Source organism: Streptomyces venezuelae ATCC 10712, assembly GCF_008639165.1.
GTDB lineage: Bacteria > Actinomycetota > Actinomycetes > Streptomycetales > Streptomycetaceae > Streptomyces > Streptomyces venezuelae.
This window is the reverse complement of record NZ_CP029197.1, coordinates 5,234,229-5,252,966: the sequence shown is the minus strand read 5'-3', so window position 1 is coordinate 5,252,966 and position 18,738 is coordinate 5,234,229. Positions and strand designations below refer to the sequence as shown.

19 protein-coding genes and 1 tRNA gene are annotated in these 18,738 nt (G+C 72.7%); 9 read left to right on the top strand and 11 right to left on the bottom strand.

Features of this window, described 5'->3' with window-relative positions; all coding sequences use genetic code 11:
• Positions 1-6: 6 nt before the first annotated feature.
• Positions 7-2,385, top strand: a complete 2,379-nt coding sequence (locus DEJ43_RS24450; RefSeq protein WP_015036063.1) for a ribonucleoside-diphosphate reductase subunit alpha — start codon at positions 7-9, stop codon at positions 2,383-2,385.
• Positions 2,385-3,401, top strand: a complete 1,017-nt coding sequence (locus tag DEJ43_RS24445) for a ribonucleotide-diphosphate reductase subunit beta (protein WP_015036062.1) — start codon at positions 2,385-2,387, stop codon at positions 3,399-3,401. Before DEJ43_RS24450 ends, DEJ43_RS24445 begins: the two co-directional genes overlap by 1 nt.
• Before the next feature lie 64 nt (positions 3,402-3,465).
• Here DEJ43_RS24445 and def read toward each other — a convergent pair whose 3' ends face one another.
• From def to DEJ43_RS24405, 8 genes are all read right to left on the bottom strand, one after another.
• Complete coding sequence (gene def, locus DEJ43_RS24440) at positions 3,466-4,098, bottom strand: peptide deformylase (RefSeq protein WP_015036061.1); 633 nt, start codon at positions 4,096-4,098, stop codon at positions 3,466-3,468.
• 67 nt (positions 4,099-4,165) lie between these two features.
• Positions 4,166-5,146 (bottom strand): tetratricopeptide repeat protein, encoded by a 981-nt coding sequence (locus DEJ43_RS24435; protein ID WP_015036060.1) that lies wholly within the window; start codon positions 5,144-5,146, stop codon positions 4,166-4,168.
• A 79-nt stretch (positions 5,147-5,225) separates the two neighbouring features.
• On the bottom strand, positions 5,226-6,518 hold the full coding sequence (locus DEJ43_RS24430; RefSeq protein WP_015036059.1) for an HD-GYP domain-containing protein: 1,293 nt from the start codon (positions 6,516-6,518) through the stop codon (positions 5,226-5,228).
• Entirely contained in the window at positions 6,515-7,927 is a 1,413-nt protein-coding gene (locus tag DEJ43_RS24425; RefSeq protein WP_233448078.1) for an HD-GYP domain-containing protein, read from the bottom strand. Before DEJ43_RS24425 ends, DEJ43_RS24430 begins: the two co-directional genes overlap by 4 nt.
• Positions 7,928-8,077: 150 nt before the next feature.
• A complete protein-coding gene (gene rsrA, locus DEJ43_RS24420; protein WP_015036057.1) occupies positions 8,078-8,395 on the bottom strand; it encodes a mycothiol system anti-sigma-R factor in 318 nt (105 codons plus the stop codon).
• Positions 8,392-9,048 carry a sigma-70 family RNA polymerase sigma factor gene (locus DEJ43_RS24415; RefSeq protein WP_015036056.1) on the bottom strand — a complete coding sequence of 219 codons (657 nt, stop codon included), beginning with the start codon at positions 9,046-9,048 and terminating at the stop codon, positions 8,392-8,394. The genes rsrA and DEJ43_RS24415 overlap by 4 nt, the downstream gene beginning before the upstream one ends.
• 242 nt (positions 9,049-9,290) lie before the next feature.
• Positions 9,291-9,923: an alpha/beta hydrolase family protein gene (locus tag DEJ43_RS24410; protein ID WP_015036055.1), complete on the bottom strand. Its 633-nt coding sequence runs from the start codon at positions 9,921-9,923 to the stop codon at positions 9,291-9,293.
• 46 nt (positions 9,924-9,969) lie between these two features.
• Positions 9,970-10,785, bottom strand: a complete 816-nt coding sequence (locus DEJ43_RS24405; protein ID WP_015036054.1) for an SOS response-associated peptidase — start codon at positions 10,783-10,785, stop codon at positions 9,970-9,972.
• Between the two features lie 49 nt (positions 10,786-10,834).
• Here DEJ43_RS24405 and DEJ43_RS24400 point away from each other — a divergent pair, with 49 nt between their 5' ends.
• The 4 genes from DEJ43_RS24400 to DEJ43_RS24385 all read left to right on the top strand — a co-directional run bounded on the left by DEJ43_RS24400 (position 10,835) and on the right by DEJ43_RS24385 (position 14,318).
• Positions 10,835-11,530, top strand: a complete 696-nt coding sequence (locus DEJ43_RS24400) for a M50 family metallopeptidase (RefSeq protein WP_015036053.1) — start codon at positions 10,835-10,837, stop codon at positions 11,528-11,530.
• Positions 11,531-11,550: 20 nt separating this feature from the next.
• The gene (gene aroA / locus DEJ43_RS24395; protein ID WP_015036052.1) at positions 11,551-12,885 is read left to right on the top strand and encodes a 3-phosphoshikimate 1-carboxyvinyltransferase; all 1,335 of its coding nucleotides are present in this window, start codon (positions 11,551-11,553) and stop codon (positions 12,883-12,885) included.
• A gap of 3 nt (positions 12,886-12,888) precedes the next feature.
• Positions 12,889-13,902, top strand: a complete 1,014-nt coding sequence (rsgA, locus tag DEJ43_RS24390) for a ribosome small subunit-dependent GTPase A (protein ID WP_015036051.1) — start codon at positions 12,889-12,891, stop codon at positions 13,900-13,902.
• A gap of 92 nt (positions 13,903-13,994) precedes the next feature.
• Positions 13,995-14,318: a DMT family transporter gene (locus tag DEJ43_RS24385; RefSeq protein WP_015036050.1), complete on the top strand. Its 324-nt coding sequence runs from the start codon at positions 13,995-13,997 to the stop codon at positions 14,316-14,318.
• Here DEJ43_RS24385 and DEJ43_RS24380 read toward each other — a convergent pair.
• Entirely contained in the window at positions 14,210-14,863 is a 654-nt protein-coding gene (locus DEJ43_RS24380) for a TetR/AcrR family transcriptional regulator (protein WP_015036049.1), read from the bottom strand. The genes DEJ43_RS24385 and DEJ43_RS24380 overlap by 109 nt on opposite strands.
• Before the next feature lie 177 nt (positions 14,864-15,040).
• Here DEJ43_RS24380 and hisN point away from each other — a divergent pair, with 177 nt between their 5' ends.
• Complete coding sequence (gene hisN, locus DEJ43_RS24375) at positions 15,041-15,850, top strand: histidinol-phosphatase (RefSeq protein ID WP_015036048.1); 810 nt, start codon at positions 15,041-15,043, stop codon at positions 15,848-15,850.
• A gap of 161 nt (positions 15,851-16,011) precedes the next feature.
• The gene (locus DEJ43_RS24370; RefSeq protein ID WP_015036047.1) at positions 16,012-16,401 is read left to right on the top strand and encodes a CBS domain-containing protein; all 390 of its coding nucleotides are present in this window, start codon (positions 16,012-16,014) and stop codon (positions 16,399-16,401) included.
• Positions 16,402-16,485: 84 nt separating this feature from the next.
• Here the strand turns inward: DEJ43_RS24370 and DEJ43_RS24365 are convergent, their stop codons facing one another.
• Positions 16,486-17,937, bottom strand: coding sequence for a catalase (locus DEJ43_RS24365; protein ID WP_015036046.1), 1,452 nt, complete (start codon positions 17,935-17,937; stop codon positions 16,486-16,488).
• A gap of 126 nt (positions 17,938-18,063) precedes the next feature.
• Between DEJ43_RS24365 and DEJ43_RS24360 the strand changes: the two genes are divergently transcribed.
• Positions 18,064-18,483 carry a Fur family transcriptional regulator gene (locus DEJ43_RS24360; RefSeq protein ID WP_015036045.1) on the top strand — a complete coding sequence of 140 codons (420 nt, stop codon included), beginning with the start codon at positions 18,064-18,066 and terminating at the stop codon, positions 18,481-18,483.
• Between the two features lie 119 nt (positions 18,484-18,602).
• Here the strand turns inward: DEJ43_RS24360 and DEJ43_RS24355 are convergent.
• Positions 18,603-18,679, bottom strand: a tRNA-Met gene (locus DEJ43_RS24355).
• Positions 18,680-18,738: the final 59 nt, after the last annotated feature.

Sequence of the window (18,738 nt, the reverse complement as noted above, 5' to 3'; positions counted from 1 at the left end):
CCCCCTGTGACCATCGCGCCCGCCGATCCGGCGTCCGCCGAGGCTTCCACGGTCGAGAACGACGGCCCCGGGACCGTGCTGCTGCGGACCCTGACGGACCTCACCGCCGATCTCCCCGACACCGACCCCGGCAAGGTCGCCGCCGCCGCGCTCCGCGGCCGCAGCGCCGCCGCGGACGAGGCGGAACTGCGCGAGCTGGCCACCGAGGCGGCGGCCGGCCTGATCGCCGAGGACCCCGCGTACTCCCGGCTCGCCGCCCGGCTCCTGACCGTCACCATCGCCGACGAGGCGGCCGGCCAGGGCGCGTTCTCCTTCTCGGCCTCCGTCGCCGTCGGGCACCGCGAGGGCCTGATCGCCGACCGCACCGCCGAGTTCGTCGCGCTGCACGCCGACCGGCTCGACGCGACGATCGACCCGGCAGGCGACGACCGCTTCGGCTACTTCGGTCTGCGCACCCTCTACTCGCGCTACCTGCTGCGCCACCCGATCACCCGCAAGGTGATCGAGACCCCGCAGCACTTCATGCTCCGGGTGGCGTGCGGCCTCGCCGAGGACGACTCGGTCCGCGCGCTCGACGAGGTCTCCGCGCTGTACGGCCTGATGAGCCGGCTGGACTACCTGCCGTCCTCCCCCACGCTGTTCAACTCCGGCACCCGCCACCCGCAGATGTCCTCCTGCTACCTCCTGGACTCCCCGCAGGACGAGCTGGACTCCATCTACGACCGCTACCACCAGGTGGCGCGGCTCTCGAAGCACGCGGGCGGCATCGGCCTTTCGTACTCCCGCATCCGCGCCCGCGGTTCACTGATCCGCGGCACCAACGGGCACTCCAACGGCATCGTGCCGTTCCTGAAGACCCTCGACGCCTCCGTCGCCGCCGTGAACCAGGGCGGCCGCCGCAAGGGCGCCGCCGCCGTCTACCTGGAGACCTGGCACGCCGACATCGAGGAGTTCCTGGAGCTCCGCGACAACACCGGTGAGGACGCCCGGCGTACGCACAACCTGAACCTGGCGCACTGGATCCCGGACGAGTTCATGCGCCGGGTCAACGCCGACGCCGACTGGTCGCTGTTCTCCCCGGCGGACGTGCCCGAGCTCGTCGACCTGTGGGGCGAGGAGTTCGACGCCGCGTACCGCAAGGCCGAGGCGGCGGGCCTGGCCCGCAAGACGATGCCGGCCCGCGACCTGTACGGCCGGATGATGCGGACCCTGGCCCAGACCGGCAACGGCTGGATGACCTTCAAGGACGCCTCGAACCGTACGGCCAACCAGACCGCCGAGCCCGGCCACACCGTCCACTCCTCGAACCTCTGCACGGAGATCCTGGAGGTCACGGACGACGGCGAGACGGCCGTGTGCAACCTGGGCTCGGTCAACCTCGGCGCGTTCGTCGTGGGTTCGGACATCGACTGGGAGCGCCTCGACGCGACCGTCCGTACGGCCGTCACCTTCCTCGACCGGGTCGTCGACATCAACTTCTACCCGACCGAGCAGGCGGGCCGCTCCAACGCCCGCTGGCGGCCGGTGGGCCTGGGCGCGATGGGCCTCCAGGACGTCTTCTTCCAGCTGAAGCTGCCGTTCGACTCCGCCGAGGCGCGCGCGCTGTCCACCCGGATCGCCGAGCGGATCATGCTCGCCGCGTACGAGGCCTCCGCCGACCTCGCCGAGCGGAACGGGCCGCTGCCGGCCTGGGAGAAGACCCGCACCGCCCGTGGTGTGCTGCACCCCGACCACTACGACGTGGAGCTCAACTGGCCGGAGCGCTGGGCCGCGCTGCGCGAGCGGATCGCCGCCGTCGGCATGCGCAACAGCCTGCTCCTCGCCATCGCGCCGACCGCGACGATCGCCTCGATCGCCGGTGTCTACGAGTGCATCGAGCCGCAGGTCTCCAACCTGTTCAAGCGCGAGACGCTCTCCGGTGAGTTCCTCCAGGTCAACTCGTACCTGGTCGACGAGCTGAAGAAGCTCGGCGTGTGGGACGCGCAGACCCGTGAGGCGCTGCGCGAGTCCAACGGCTCGGTGGCCGGCTTCACCTGGGTCCCGGCCGAGGTCCGCGAGCTGTACCGGACGGCGTGGGAGATCCCGCAGCGCGGTCTGATCGACATGGCCGCCGCCCGGACGCCGTTCCTGGACCAGTCGCAGTCGCTGAACCTGTTCCTGGAGACGCCGACGATCGGCAAGCTGTCGTCGATGTACGCGTACGCCTGGAAGCAGGGCCTGAAGACGACGTACTACCTGCGCTCCCGTCCGGCGACCCGGATCGCCCGCGCCGCCCAGGCCGCGGCCCCCGCCGCCGCCACCATCCCCGTCCAGCAGGCGACCCCCGACGCGGACGCCCTCGCCTGCTCCCTGGAAAACCCCGAGTCCTGCGAGGCCTGCCAGTAATGAGCACGAACGACGAGAAGAACCTCCTGGACCCGGGCTTCGAGCTCACGCTCCGCCCGATGCGCTACCCGGACTTCTACGAGCGCTACCGGGACGCGATCAAGAACACCTGGACCGTGGAGGAGGTCGACCTCCACTCCGACGTCGCCGACCTCGCCAAGCTGACGCCGGGCGAGCAGCACATGATCGGCCGGCTGGTCGCGTTCTTCGCGACCGGCGACTCGATCGTGGCGAACAACCTGGTCCTGACGCTGTACAAGCACATCAACTCCCCGGAGGCGCGCCTGTACCTGTCGCGCCAGCTGTTCGAGGAGGCCGTGCACGTCCAGTTCTATCTGACGCTGCTCGACACCTACCTGCCCGACCCGGAGGACCGCGCGGCGGCCTTCGCCGCGGTGGAGAACATCCCGTCGATCCGCGAGAAGGCGCAGTTCTGCTTCCGGTGGATGGACTCGGTGGAGAAGATCGACCGCCTGGAGACGCAGGCCGACCGCCGCCGCTTCCTGCTGAACCTGATCTGCTTCGCCGCGTGCATCGAGGGCCTGTTCTTCTACGGCGCCTTCGCGTACGTGTACTGGTTCCGGTCCCGCGGTCTGCTGCACGGCCTGGCGACCGGCACCAACTGGGTGTTCCGCGACGAGACGATGCACATGAACTTCGCCTTCGAGGTCGTGGACACCGTCCGCAAGGAGGAGCCGGAGCTCTTCGACGACGCGCTGCGGCAGCAGGTCACCGACATGCTGAAGGAGGCCGTCGAGGCGGAGCTGCAGTTCGGCCGTGACCTGTGCGGCGACGGCCTGCCGGGCATGAACACCGAGTCGATGCGCGAGTACCTCCAGTGCGTCGCCGACCAGCGCCTCCAGCGCCTCGGCTTCGCCCCGGTGTACGGCTCCGAGAACCCGTTCTCGTTCATGGAGCTCCAGGGCGTCCAGGAGCTCACCAACTTCTTCGAGCGCCGCCCGTCCGCCTACCAGGTGGCCGTCGAGGGCTCGGTGGACCTGGACGAGGACTTCTAGGCTCCGCCGGTACGCCGAAGGGCCCCGCTCCGGGGGGAGCGGGGCCCTTCGGCGTACCCGTGGATCAGGCGTTCGGCACCGTCTCGTAGCGCGGGGTGCCCTCTTCCATCTGGCGCAGGGCGTCCTTGCGGTCCCGCTTGGAGAGGCGGTCGATGTACAGGTAGCCGTACAGGTGGTCCGTCTCGTGCTGGAGGCAGCGGGCGAAGTAGCCGGTGCCGCGCACCTTGATCGGGTTGCCCTGGGCGTCCTGGCCGTGGACCTCCGCGTAGTCGGGGCGGGCCAGCTCGGCGTAGGCGGTCGGCACGGACAGGCAGCCCTCGTTGGACTCGTCGAGGACGCGCAGCTCGGCCGGGAGCTCCTGGAGGACGGGGTTGACCACGACACCGGTGTGCCGGACGCCCTCGTCGTCGGGGCAGTCGTAGACGAAGACCTTCAGGTCCACACCGATCTGGTTCGCGGCCAGGCCCACGCCCTCGGCGGCCTTCTGGCTGGCGAACATGTCGTCGATGAGCGCCGCGAGCGAGTCGTCGAACTCGGTGACGTCCTTGCACTCCTTGTGGAGCACCGGGTTGCCGACCACCGTGATCGGGCGGGCGGTGCCGCGCTCACGGTGGGCGAGCTCGCGCGCCTCGCAGTCCTCCGTGTCCACGACGAAGCCGTCGTTGATCGTCTGCTCGTCCGTCTCCTGCTGCGCCATGTCCGGCCGCGCCCTTCTGAAAACCCGATTCCGTCGGAGGACAGCCTACGGGCCCCGCCGCGAAGCCTCAGCAGACCTCTTCGAGATCTCGCCACTCGCGGCTGTCCGGGCTGTCCGCCACCCAGCCGTCGAGGAGACCCCGCACCAGGCCCGCCGGGGCCGCGATGCCGCACTCCCGCTCCGGCACCCACAGCTCGCCGGGCGAGCGGTGGCCGAGCGGCCCGGGGTGCCCCGGCTCGCTGTGATCGTGCGGGTCGGAGTGCTCTCCCTCGCCCTCGGCGCTCGGCATGGTCGACTCGGAGCAGGCACGGCAGAGCAGCCGCACGGAGGACGACCAGTCCTCGGCGGCGAAGCCCGCCTCGGCGGCGAGCTGCTCCAGCGCGTCCCGGTCGGCCTCGGTGGCCGCCTCCAGGAGGACCACCCAGGTGGGGACGGGGGACGGCGCCCACAGTTCGATCTCGTCGAAGACCGGGTAGGAGGGGCCGGCGGTGGTGGTGCGCTCGCCGTTCGGCACGCCGTCGTGCAGGACGACCTCGCCCCAGCGGCGGCCGGAGGACGGCAGCGGGATGGAGAGGATCTCGATCCGGGCCGGGTCGAGCCGGCGGCCCCACACGACCTCGGCCTCGCCCTCGGGCGAGAGCCGGACGGCGGCGCTGCCCAGCTCCATGCCGGCCGGTTCGCCGGTGCCCGCGGCGGCGCCCGGCACCTTCAGTCCGTAGGCCTGCCAGGCACGGCGGGCCAGCGGCCAGTCCTGGAGCGCGGTGGCGGCGATCCCCACGTTCCACCAGTCGGGGGCGCCGGACTCCTTGTCGAGCAGCGCGACGGCGCGGAGCCCGGCGGCCCGCGCCTGCTCCCAGTCGTGCCGGAACTTGTGCAGCAGCGCCAGGTTGAACCAGGACTCCGAGAGCCAGGGCTCCAGATCCGCCGCACGCGTCAGCAGTGCCCCCGCGTCCTCGTACCGTCCGTCCCCGATCAGCGTGAACGCGCGGTCGGTGGCCTGCCGCCACGAGGCGGAGGGCCGATGCCGTACCTTCCCGAAGATCTTCACGATTCCCGCCTGCCGGTCGCTTCACCCTCTTGTTCGCATCCAACCATGCCCGGTCGGACGCGCGCTCATTACCCATGGGTTACCCAGCGGGGGCGGAGGTCACCCCAGCGGCTCCGCCCCGTGCCAGGACCCTGGCCAGGCATTCGACGACATCCGGGTGATAGTCGCGGGCGGTGCCGAGCCGCAGCCGCTCCAGGGCGTCCAGGGCGGCGCCCGGGCCCTCGCCCCCCGCGAGGTCGTCGTAGGCGTTCACCGCGCGGACGATCCGGGCGGTGAGCGGCTGCCCGCGGTACGGGTCGGCCTGCCGCTCCACGACGACCGCGACGGCCTCGGGGACCCCGGTCCTGCGGACCACCTCGCCGCCCAGGAGGGCGATCCGGCGCTGCTCCTCGGCGGGCAGCAGGGCGGTGGCGCCGCCCGCGACGGGGTCGACGAGGGAGAGCTGGCCGATGTCGTGCATGAGCGCCGCGTGCTCCAGGACGGTCAGCTCCTTCCCGGAGAGGCCCAGCTCCCGTCCGACGGCGGCGCTGAGGGCGGCGACCCGGTGGGCGTGCCCGGGCGGGGTGCAGCCGGCGATCTCGGTGGCGCGGGCCAGCGAGGCGATGGTCTGGCGGTTGACCGTGCGCACCGCCGCGTACCGCCGGAAGGAGACCTGGGTGAGGAGCAGCGGCACGGCGAGGACGGGCAACGCCCAGAGCCCGGCGGCGGCGACGCCGAGGGCCATGACGGTGCCGGTGGCGCAGACGGCGGAGCCGATGCCGAGGAGGGCGCGCAGTTCGTCGCGGAGGAGGGGGCCGTACGGGAATCCCGTGCGGGCGCGGAGCACGAGGGCGGCGAGCACCGCGTCGCACAGGGCGGTCAGGACGAGCAGCAGGAGGAGGAAGAGGGCGTACGCCGGGCCCTCGCCGAGGTGCTCGACGACGGCGCCCGCGTTGTAGAGGGGCTGGAAGCAGAGCGCGGCGAAGCCGACGGTGAGGACCCGGCGGGCGAGGTGGTCGAGGCCGGGCCCCTGGCCGCGGGCGATGTGGGGGACGATCCCGCAGAGGCCCGCGGCGACGACGACGGCGACGATCTGGAGGACGCCGTGGGTGGTGGCGGTGCCCGCGCTCGCCCCGAGCAGGGCGTAGGCGAGGGCCCCGGCGGCGGCCAGCGGTGCGGGCTCCCTTCCCCCCGGCGCTTCGCCGACGGCGGGTGCCTCCGTGCCGGGGGCGGCGCCCCAGCGGGCGAGTTCGCCGACGGCGACGAGGGCGCCGAAGGCGAGGGCGTTGCCGGGTTCGTCGACGCCGGACCAGAGGGTGGAGGCGAAGCCGGCGAGGCCGAGCAGCAGGGCGGCCCCGTGCACGGCGCCGACGGTGAGGGCGCCGGGTCTCATGCGCGTTCCCTGGGCCGGGGCGGCAGCGGCGCGCCGGTGGTCTGCGGGGCGGTCGTGGCGTCCCGTGGCGGAGGTACGTTTCCGCTCGGCGGGGTGGCCGGCGTGGTCTCGTCGGCGGTGACGGCGGGCTGCCAGCCGTGCCGGTCGAGGGCGCGGACGAGGGCGGCGACCATCCGGGGGTCGAAGTGGCTGCCGGCGCACCGCTCCAGTTCGGCCACGGCGGTGGGGACCGGGCGGGCCCGGCTGTAGGAGCGGGTGGAGGTCATGGCGTCGAAGGCGTCGGCGACGGCCACCATCCGGGCGAACTCGGGGATCTCCTCGCCGTGCAGCCCGTAGGGGTAGCCGCTGCCGTCCATGCGTTCGTGGTGGTGCAGGATCGCGGCCCGCGCCTCGCCGAGGAAGCCGATGCCCCGGACGATCTCGTGCCCGTACTCGGGGTGGAGTTCGATGACGCGGCGCTCCTCGGGGGTGAGCGGCCCGTCCTTGCGGAGCACCCGGGTGGGGACGCCGAGCTTGCCGACATCGTGGAGGATGCCGGCGAACCGGACGACGTCGAGCCGGTCCTCGGCCATGCCGAGCTCACGGGCGATCAGGACGGAGGCGTGACCGACCCGTTCGCTGTGGCCGCGGGTGTAGCGGTCCTTGAGGTCGACGGCCTGGACCAGGGCGCGGATGGTGGCCTGGTGGGCGGCGCGCTCGCGGTGGTACTGGGCGAAGACCCAGCAGGAGATGTAGATCGGCAGGAGCACGAAGAGCGCGGAGACCGGCCCGTACGTGCTGCGCCAGAGCACGGCCATCATCAGCCCGGCGAGGCCGTGCACGGCGTGCGGGGCGAGGGCCCGGCCGAGCAGGCCGCGCCAGGCGGCCCGCGCGGGCAGTCCGCCGACGGTGGCCCGGATGCCGCCGTCGAGGGCGGTGAGGACCAGGCAGAAGGTGAGCGCGGCGGCGCCCGCGGGCAGCAGCGCGTACGGGAAGTCGGGGGCGTCGGGGCCGTGGCCGAGGGCGGTCGCGCAGCTCAGGGCGCCGGCGGCGGTGGCGGCCGCCCAGACGGCGAGGGCGGTGGCGGCGGCCCGCCAGGCGCGGCGTGGCGCGGCCGGGGGTTCGTCGACGCGGGCGAGGAGGCTGCCGGGGAGGGCGGTGAGCGCGGCGGCGGCGGGCGGCAGGAGGAGGGCGGCGGCGAGGAGGACGGGAAAGAAGGAGCCGCTGCCGATGGGGACGGAGCCGCCGGCGGCCCGGCCCAGGAGGCGGCAGCGGGCGGGCAGCTCGCAGAGCGCGTACAGGGCGGCGAGGAGCGCGACGGTGCCCCAGGGGGTGCCGGCGGCGGGGCGCAGCGCGGGCAGGGCGGCGGCCCCGGCGGCGAGCAGGGCGCAGCCGATGTACCCGCGGGCCGCGCCCGGAATGACCTTCACGCCCATCACGCGTGTCACGCTAGCGAGTTGGGCGGCCCGCGACGGCTCGCCGGAGCGGATTCGCACCATCGGGTGATACAAGCTGATATACGCGGGAGGCCGTCGCGGGCGTGCCGCGACGGCCTCCGTCTCACCCCGCGTCGGGGGGTGTCACTCCTGGGGCGCCGGTGTCGTCGGGACGATCGGCGCGATCTCCTGCTCGGGCACCAGGTGCCCCGAGCGGATCAGGTCGATCCGTCCCATGACCTTGGAGCGCAGGTCGGTGGGGACGTCGTCGCTGCCGCAGCAGCGCTTGACGAGCTTCTTCACCGCCTGCTCCAGGCCGTACTTCTCCAGGCACGGGGAGCACTCCTCGAAGTGCACCTCGAACTTGGTGCAGTCCGTGTCGGGCATCTCGTTGTCGAGGAACTCGTACAGATGATCCAGGACTTCCGAGCAATCCGTCTCGTGCGGCTCTCCGCAGCTCATGAGCCCGAGCCTTTCAGATCGTTCGACGACTCTCCGGCGCCCGCGGGAACCAGCCCGCGGTCGCGGGCGTAGTCCTCGAGCATGCCGCGCAGCTGGCGGCGACCCCGGTGCAGTCGGGACATCACCGTACCGATGGGTGTCCCCATGATGTCCGCGATCTCCTTGTACGCAAACCCCTCGACATCCGCGAGATAGACCGCGATGCGGAACTCCTCGGGAATCGCCTGGAGGGCTTCCTTCACGTCGGAGTCCGGGAGGTGGTCGAGCGCCTGGGACTCGGCGGACCGCAGCCCCGTCGACATGTGCGACTCGGCGCGGGCGAGCTGCCAGTCCTCGATCTCCTCGGCAGCGCTGCGCTGGGGTTCGCGCTGCTTCTTCCGGTACGAGTTGATGAAGGTGTTCGTCAGGATGCGGTAGAGCCACGCCTTGAGGTTGGTGCCCTCGCGGAACTGGTGGAACGACCCGTACGCCTTGGCGTAGGTCTCCTGCACCAGGTCCTCCGCGTCCGCGGGGTTGCGCGTCATGCGCAGCGCGGCCGAGTACATCTGGTCGAGGTAGCCGAGGGCGTCCCGCTCGAAGCGCAGATTGCGCTCCTCGGTCGTCTCCTCGGGGCCGTCGTCGGTCCCTGTGTCGGTCCCAGTGACCGGACCCACCTCCTCCAGCGCGGCGGCGAGCCCGAGGGCGGACCCGCTCGTTTCGGAGGATAGACGAGGAACCGCTCCGCCCGCCGCCCGAATACGGGCACCCTGGGGAGCGGGCAGCACTGTCCAGTCGAGGTCAGCGGCCTGCGCGCGCTCCCGGCAGATGGTCGAACCCATGCGACGGACTCCCTCTTCCTTGCTCTCACACCGACGCACGGAACAACCGTCGCCCCCCGCTCAACATTCCCGGTGGGTCAGCGGAGCGAGACGATCCATTCGGCGACCGCGTCCACCAGCAGTTCCCGCGCGTCGTCCGGGCCGAGCGGGGCCCGCTTCGGGAGGGCGAAGCCGTGGTCCCCGTACGGGATCTCGACGAGGCGGTAGGGGCCTTCCGGGAACTCCCCGGGCCGTCCGAAGGGGTCGTTGCCGCCCTGGACGACGAGGGTGGGCAGGCCCGTGCCGAGCAGCTCCTCGGCGCGGGACCGCTCCGGCCTGCCCGGCGGGTGGAGGGGGAAGCTCAGCGCGAGGACGGCGGCGGCGCCGAGCTCCCGGCCGGTGCGGCAGGCGACCCGGGCGCCGGCGCTGCGGCCGCCCGCGATCACCGGGAGCCCGGGCCGGGCGAGGACCGGCCAGAGCCCGCGCCAGCCGGTGTCCAGGGTCTTCGGGGCGGGCGCGACCTTCTTGCCGGCGACCCGCCAGGGCTGCTCGACCAGGGCGACGGTCACGCCCCGGTCCGGCAGCGCCGCGGCGAGGGCCTGGAGGTCGCGGGCCTCGACGCCGCCGCCGGCGCCGTGGCCGAGGGCGAGGACGGCCCCGGGCTCCGTCCCCGCGTACCAGGTGACGCGGGCCTCTCCGGCGTCGGTGGGGACGGTCTCGGACTGTGTCATGTCGGTCACGCCCCCATCCTGCCGTCCCGCACCCCGCGCGCCGGTGTCAGAACAGCGTGCCGACCTCCGGGCCCGCCAGCTCCGTCAGGAGTTCGGGGCCGTTGTTGCGGACGTTGCTGACGGCGGTCGCCACCGGGTACGCGCGCATGAGCCCCTCCGGCGGCGCGGCGAGCAGCCCCCGCAGCTCCTCGGGGGCGGTGGTCGCCGGGTCGAGCCAGGCGTCCCAGCGGTCCTCGGTGAGCATCAGCGGCATCCGGGGGTGGATGTCGGCGAGCGAGTGCGGGCCCTCGGCCGGGGCCACGCCCAGCGGTCCGGTCTCCGCCTCGGTGGTGATCACCGAGCAGGTCACCCACCACGCCAGCGGGTCGCCGTCGGGCAGGGTCCGGTCGCGCCAGAACTCGTAGAGCCCGGCCATCGCGAACACGGAGCCGTCCGCCGGGGTCACGAAGTACGGCTGCTTGCGGGGCCGCTTCTTCTTCCCCTCGACCTCGAGCTCCCGCTCCCCCGCCCCGGTGACCCACTCGTAGTAGCCGTCGGCGGGGAGGATGCACCGGCGGGCCGCGAAGGCCCGCTTGAAGGAGGGCTTCTCCTCCAGGGTCTCCGCGCGCGCGTTGATCATCCGCGCGGCGCCCTCCGGCGACTTCGCCCAGGACGGTACGAGGCCCCACTTCAGCGCGCGCAGCTGGCGAACCGGACGTCGGGATTCTGCGTCTTTCAGAGGACGCTCGAGGACGGCCCAGACCTCTTTGGTCGGGGCCACGTTCCAGTCGGGGGCCAGAGTCTCCTCCGGCTCCCACTTCTCCACTCCGAAGAGGCCGACGAGGTCCTCGGGCCGCCGGCTCGCTGCATACCTTCCGCACATACGTGCCACACTGCCACGATCCCCGAGCCCCCGAGGAGCGGCCCGAACGATGGACCTCTCGCTGGACCTCTTCAGCCCGCAGGCCGCCCCGGCCGAGTGGCTGGTGATCGCCACCGGCGTCGCCGCCCTGGCCGTCACCGTGCCCCGCCGTATATGGCTGCTGGCCCGGAACGCGATCACCATCGCCCACGAGGGCGGCCACGGTCTGCTCGCCCTCGCCACCGGCCGGCGGCTCGAAGGGATCCGGCTGCACTCGGACACCAGCGGACTGACCGTGAGCCGGGGCCGGCCGACCGGCGTCGGCGTCGTCCTCACCCTGGCCGCCGGCTACCCGGCGGCCCCGCTGCTCGGTCTCGGCGGCGCCGCCCTGCTCGGCACCCACCGGGTCACCCTGCTGCTGTGGCTGGCGACCGCGCTGCTGCTCGCCATGCTGGTGATGGTCCGCAACGCGTACGGCGTCCTCACCGTCCTCCTCACCGGCGCCGCTTTCCTTCTCGTCTCCTGGCTGACCACCCCCGAGGTCCAGTCGGTCTTCGCGTACGCGGTGGTGTGGTTCCTGCTGCTCGGCGGTGTCCGCCCGGCCTTCGAGCTCCAGTCGAAGCGGCGCCACGGCGGCGCCCCCGACTCGGACGCGGACCAGCTCGCGCGGCTCACCCACGTACCCGCCGGGGTGTGGCTGTTCTTCTTCCACGCGGTCGCGATCTGCTCCCTGATCGGCGGCGGGCGCTGGCTCCTGGGCTACTGACTCCCCCGTACAGTGAGTCCATGACCGCAGCTGCTTCCGCGACGCACACCGACCCGCCCACCGACCTCTGGCCCGCCCCGTACGCCCGCGGCGCCGTCGACGCGACCGTCACCGTGCCCGGATCGAAGTCGGTCACCAACCGCGCCCTCGTCCTGGCCGCCCTGGCGTCCGAGCCCGGCTGGCTGCGCCGCCCGCTGCGGTCCCGCGACACCCTCCTGATGGCCGAGGCGCTCCGTACCCTCGGCGTGAAGATCGAGGAGGGCGTGGGCCCGGACGGTTCCGGCGAGGCCTGGCGGGTCATCCCCTCCCCGCTGCGCGGCCCCGCGACCGTCGACGTCGGCAACGCCGGCACGGTCATGCGCTTCCTGCCCCCGGTCGCGGCGCTCGCCGACGGACCGGTCCGCTTCGACGGCGACCCCCGCTCCCACGAGCGCCCGCTGCACGGTGTGATCGACGCGCTGCGCGCGCTCGGCGCCCGCGTCGACGACGAGGGCCGCGGCGCCCTCCCCATGACGGTGCACGGCGCCGGTGGCCTGGACGGCGGCACGGTCGAGATCGACGCCTCCTCGTCCTCCCAGTTCGTCAGCGCCCTGCTGCTCTCCGCGCCCCGCTTCAACCAGGGCGTGGAGGTGCGGCACGTGGGGTCGCGGCTGCCCTCGCTGCCGCACATCCGGATGACGGTCGACATGCTCCGCGCGGTCGGCGCCCAAGTGGACGAGCCGGAGCACGGCGGCGCCCCGAACGTGTGGCGGGTGGCGCCCTCGGCGCTGCGCGGCCGGGACCTGGTCGTCGAGCCCGACCTGTCGAACGCGCAGCCGTTCCTGGCGGCGGCCCTGATCACCGGCGGCCGCGTGACGGTGCCGGACTGGCCCGCGCGGACCACCCAGCCCGGTGACGCGCTGCGGGAGATCTTCACCGAGATGGGTGGTTCCTGCGAGCTGACCGAGGCCGGTCTGACCTTCACCGGCACGGGCCGGATCCACGGCATCGACGTGGACCTCGGCGAGGTCGGCGAGCTGACGCCGGGCATCGCCGCGGTCGCGGCCCTCGCCGACTCCCCGTCGACGCTGCGCGGGGTCGCCCATCTCCGGCTGCACGAGACGGACCGGCTGGCGGCGCTCACCAAGGAGATCAACGAGCTGGGCGGCGACGTGACCGAGACCGAGGACGGTCTCCACATCCGCCCTCGCCCGCTGCACGGCGGCGTCTTCCACACGTACCACGACCACCGCATGGCGACGGCGGGCGCGATCATCGGCCTGGCGGTCGAGGGCGTGGAGATCGAGGACGTGGCCACGACCGCGAAGACCTTGCCCGACTTCCCCAGGATGTGGACCGAAATGCTCGGGGCCTGAACCATGCGGCGTTACGGCAAGCACACCGACGAGGACGACATCCGCCAGCGGCCCAACCGCAAGGGCACCCGTCCCCGCACCACGATCCGCCCGAAGCACGAGGACGCCGTCGAGGGCATGGTCCTCACCGTCGACCGCGGCCGGCTGACCGTCCTCGTCGACGACCGGGCGGTGACCGCGATGAAGGCCCGCGAGCTGGGCCGCAAGGCCGCCGTGGTCGGCGACCGCGTCTCGCTCGTCGGCGACCTGTCCGGCGAGAAGGACACCCTGGCCCGGATCGTGCGGATCGGCGAGCGCAGCTCGGTGCTCCGCCGCACGGCCGACGACGACGACCCGTACGAGCGGGTGGTCGTCGCCAACGCCGACCAGCTGGCGATCGTCACCGCGCTCGCCGACCCCGAGCCGCGCCCCCGGCTGATCGACCGCTGCCTGGTCGCCGCGTACGACGGCGGCCTCACCCCGCTGCTCGTCCTCACCAAGTCGGACCTGGCGCCGCCGGACGAACTCCTGGAGATGTACGGCGCGCTGGGCGTGCCGTACGTGGTGACCACCCGCGACGAGTTCGTCGACGGCGTCGCGGCCGAGCGGGTCCACGAGCACCTCAAGGGCCGCACCACCGCGTTCGTCGGGCACTCCGGCGTCGGCAAGACGACCCTGGTCAACGCCCTGGTGCCGCCGGAGCGGCGGCGCACGACCGGGGTGGTCAACGCGGTCACGGGCCGCGGCCGGCACACCACGACCTCGGCGCTCGCCCTGCCGCTCAACGACAAGGAGGGCGGCTGGGTCATCGACACCCCGGGCGTGCGCTCCTTCGGACTGCACCACGTCGACCCGTCCCGGGTCATCCTCGCCTTCCCCGACCTCGTGCCGGGTACGGAGAACTGCCCGCGCGCCTGCAGCCACGACGAGCCGGACTGCGCGCTGGACGCCTGGGTGGCGGAGGGGCACGCCGATCCGGCGCGGCTGGTGTCGCTGCGGCGACTGCTCGCGACCCGGGAGCGACGCGAGGGCGACTGAGCCGTCCGCGTTTACGGACGACCACGGCAGGTAAGTGCATAATCGCACCAAGTGCGACGAAGCAGTCACCGACGGCGTGGGAGGCACTGACGATGGCGTGGCTGCTGGTGGTGGTCGCGGGCTTTCTGGAGACGGGCTTCGCGGTCTGCCTGAAGCTCTCGCACGGATTCACCCGGCTGTGGCCGACGGTCGCCTTCGCGGCCTTCGCACTCGGCAGCTTCGGCCTCCTTACGCTGGCCCTGCGGAAGCTGGACGTGGGTCCGGCGTACGCGGTGTGGACCGGGATCGGGGCGGCCGGGACGGCGATCTACGGAATGATCTTCCTCGGCGACGTGGTCTCCACGCTCAAGATCGTCTCGATCAGTCTGGTCATCGTCGGCGTGATCGGACTCCAGCTGTCCGGCTCCTCGCACTGACCCGCCTCCCCCGGGCCCGTGGGCAACGGGACCGCGGGCGCCACGACATGACTGAGCGCCAGCCGGACGGCCAGCTCACAGCCTGCCGCCCACCGTTCCCCCGCGCAGGCCGCGGTCGCCGCGACCAGCTCGCCCGGCGCGGGCGGCCCCTCGTCGGCGCGCCGCTGGGCGGGCACCGCCGCCGGGCGGGCGCCGGGTCTTGCCGGGCGGGGTGCGGGCAGCCGCTCGTTCCAGGCGCCTGTGAGCAGGGCCCGCAGCACGGGCCGGGTGGCGGCCCTGGTGACGATCCACTCGGCGACGACGACCAGGTTCCGCTCGGGCGGCGCCGGAGCGGCGAGCAGCCGCCGGACGCCCTGCAGATAGGCGTCGGCCTCCCGTCGTACCAGGGCGCGGGCGAGCCCCTCCTTGCTGCCGAACTCGTTGTAGAGGGTCTGCCGGGAGACCCGGGCGGTGGTGGCGAGGTCGGCCATCCGCACGGCGGACCACGGCCGGTGCGCGAGCGCGCCGAGCGCGGCGTCGAGCAGGGCCTCGCGGGCAGTCGGCATCGGCGCCTCCCGGAACGACCGAATCGTTTCCGTGCTCAGCGTCGGCAGCCGCCCGCGCACTGTCAAGGGCGCTGCCGGGCTCCGGGCCCGGCGGCGGCTCCGGCGGCCGCCGCCGCTCCGGCGCCCGCCCGTGGACGGTTCCCCGCCCGGTGATCTCGCGGGGATAGAGTGCCGACCATGGCCGACTACCACGACGATCTGCGTCTCGCCCATGTCCTCGCGGATGCCGCCGACGCCGCCACCATGGACCGTTTCCAGGCGCTCGACCTCAAGGTCGAGACGAAGCCGGACATGACGCCGGTGAGCGAGGCCGACAAGGCCGCCGAAGAACTGATCCGGGGCCAGCTCCAGCGGGCCAGGCCGCGCGACGCGATCCTCGGCGAGGAGTACGGCGTGGAGGGCTCGGGCCCGCGCCGCTGGGTGATCGACCCCATCGACGGCACGAAGAACTATGTGCGCGGGGTTCCCGTCTGGGCGACCCTGATCGCGCTGATGGAGGCCGGGGACACCGGCTTCCAGCCGGTGGTGGGCGTCGTGTCGGCCCCGGCGCTCGGCCGCCGCTGGTGGGCGGCGAAGGGCCTCGGGGCGTACACCGGGCGGAGCCTGGCGTCGGCGAGCCGGATCGGGGTCTCGAAGGTCGCCTCCCTGGAGGACGCCTCCTTCGCGTACTCCTCGCTGAGCGGCTGGGAGGAGCAGGGCCGCCTCGAAGGGTTCCTCGACCTCACGCGCGCGTGCTGGCGGACCCGGGCGTACGGCGACTTCTGGCCGTACATGATGGTCGCGGAGGGCTCCGTCGACATCTGCGCCGAGCCGGAGCTGTCGCTGTGGGACATGGCCGCGGTGGCGGTCGTGGTCCAGGAGGCCGGCGGCACGTACACCGGGCTCGACGGCCGCCACGGCCCGCACAGCGGGAACGCGGCGGCCTCGAACGGACTGCTGCACGGGGAGCTGCTCAGCTACCTCAACCAGGAGAACGCGGAGGGCTGAGCGGCCCGCGAACGCGGCCGGCGCGCGCTCCCCCGGGCACCTCGCGCGCCCCCTTGTCGGGTTCCTCCCCCGGTGTCACTCTGAGAGTCCCCCCGCTTGTGAACTTGTGAATCCGTTCTCGTTGAACGCGGGAACGATTCGCCAAGGAGGTGGCTCCGTCCATGCTCGTCCGTGACGCCATGAGCACCGTGGTCCTCACCATCGGCCCCGCCCACACCCTCCGGCAGGCCGCCCGGCTGATGGCCGCCCGCCGCGTCGGCGCGGCCGTCGTCCTCGACACCGACGCCGGCGCCCTCGGCATCCTCACCGAGCGCGACATCCTCAACTCGCTCGCCCTCGACCAGGACCCCGACCGGGAGACCGCGGGCTCCCACACCACCCGGGACGTCGTCTTCGCCGCGCCCGCCTGGACGCTGGCCGAGGCGGCCGAGGCGATGACCCACGGCGGCTTCCGCCACCTCGTCGTCCTCGACGACCACGGCCCCGTCGGCATGGTCTCGGTGCGCGACATCATCCGCTGCTGGATCCCCGTGCACAGCGTTGTGAGCTGAGCGGGGGGCACGGCCCCTGGGAACGCGGGAGCGGGCCGGAATCCGTACGGAATCCGACCCGCTCCCTCTCTACGGCAAGCGCCCTCAGCCGCGCAGGGCCTGGACCGCGGCCTCCAGCCGCTTGCCGAAGTCCTCGTCCGCCCGGCGGAAGTTGCCGATCGCGCGCTCGGCGATGTCGTCGCGCGAGACCTTGGCGATGAAGCCGGACAGATTGTCGATCAGGCGGCCCTTCTCGTCCTCCGACATCAGCCGGTAGAGGTCGCCCGCCTGCGTGAAGTCGTCGTCCTCGGCGTGCGACGGGGCCGCGTGGTCGCCGGTGACGCCGGTGACCGGGGTGGGCTGCCACAGCGGGCGGTCCGTCTGGACCGGTCCGCCGAAGGAGTTGGGCTCGTAGTTCTTCGCGCCCTTGTGGCGGCCGTCGTAGAGGAAGCCGTCACGGGAGTGCGTCCGCGCCTCGGTGGCGTGCGGGCGGTTCACCGGCAGGTGGTCGGCGTTGATGCCGACGCGGTAGCGGTGCGCGTCGCCGTACGCGAAGAGACGGCCCTGGAGCATCTTGTCCGGGGACGGCCCGATGCCGGGCACGAAGTGCGCCGGGGAGAAGATGCTCTGCTCGACCTCGGCGAAGATGTTCTCCGGGTTGCGGTTGAGCTCCAGGGTGCCGATCTCGACCGGCGGGTAGTCCTCGTGCGGCCAGACCTTGGTGAGGTCGAAGGGGTTGAAGCGGTAGCCCGCCGCGTCGGCCGCGGGCATGATCTGGACCTGCACGGTCCAGGTCGGGAAGTCGCCGCGCTCGATGGCCTCGCGCAGGTCGCGCTGGTGCGAGTCCGGGTCCTCGCCGGCCAGCCGGTTGGCCTCGTCCTGCGTGAGGTTCTTGATCCCCTGGTCGGTCTTGAAGTGGTACTTGACCCAGAAGACCTCGCCGGCCTCGTTGTTCCACTGGTACGTGTGCGAGCCGTAGCCGTTCATGTGGCGGTACGAGGCCGGGATGCCGCGGTCGCCGAACAGCCAGGTCACCTGGTGGGTCGACTCCGGCGACAGGCCCCAGAAGTCCCAGACGTTGTCCGCCTCCTGCGAGCCCGTGTACGGGTCGCGCTTCTGGGTGTGGATGAAGTCGGGGAACTTGATGGCGTCCTTGATGAAGAACACCGGGGTGTTGTTGCCGACGAGGTCGTAGTTGCCCTCCTCGGTGTAGAACTTCAGCGCCCAGCCGCGCGGATCGCGCACCGCGTCGGCCGCGCCGAGGCTGCCCGCGACGGTGGAGAAGCGCAGGAAGGTCTCGGTCCGCTTGCCGACCTCGGAGAGGAAGGCGGCCCGCGTCCACCGCGAGACGTCACGGGTGAGCGTGAAGGTGCCGTAGGCGCCCGCACCGCGCGCGTGGACCACGCGCTCCGGGATGCGCTCACGGTTGAAGTGGGCGAGCTTCTCGAGCAGCAGCTGGTCCTGGACGAGGACCGGACCGCCTACGCCCGCCGTCTCGCTGTTCTGGTTGTCGGCGACCGGCGCGCCGGCCTCCGTGGTGAGCGGTCCCTGCGTCACGTGCGCCTCCTGCGTCCTGTCCTGCGTGCCGTACTCGATCCTACGATAGACAATGTCTAAGTCAAGTGAACATCCAAAGTCACACCGGTTCGGGAAGCGGCGCCCCCGACTGTTAGGCTGGCCCTCATGAGTGACCTGTTGGAACGACTGCGCGGACGCGGCTGGCGGATGACCGCGCAGCGGCGTGTGGTGGCGGAGGTCCTGGACGGGGACCACGTACACCTGACCGCCGACGAGGTCCACGCGCGCGCCGTGACGCGCCTGCCCGAGATCTCGCGCGCGACCGTCTACAACACGCTCGGCGAGATGGTCACCCTCGGCGAGGTCATCGAGGTCGCGACCGACGGCCGCGCCAAGCGCTACGACCCCAACGCCCACCGGCCGCACCAGCACCTGGTCTGCGGCCGCTGCGGCGCGATCCGCGATGTGCATCCGGGCGGCGACCCGCTGGCCGACCTGCCGGACACCGAGCGCTTCGGCTTCACCATCTCGAACGTCGAGGTCACCTACCGAGGCATCTGCCCCAGCTGCGCCGGCAGCGCCTGAGACGCCCACACAGAAGCCCCCGCCGCGGCGGGGGCTTTACTGTTGCGCCCGGGGTGCGTCCGGTTGCGTCCGGAAACGCGATCAGGGCCCGGATCTATAGGATCCGGGCCCTGATGACGTGGTAGCGGGGACAGGATTTGAACCTGCGACCTCTGGGTTATGAGCCCAGCGAGCTACCGAGCTGCTCCACCCCGCGTCGGTAAACCCGACTCTACGGGACGGGGCGTCGCCGGCGCAAATCCGTTAAGACGCACG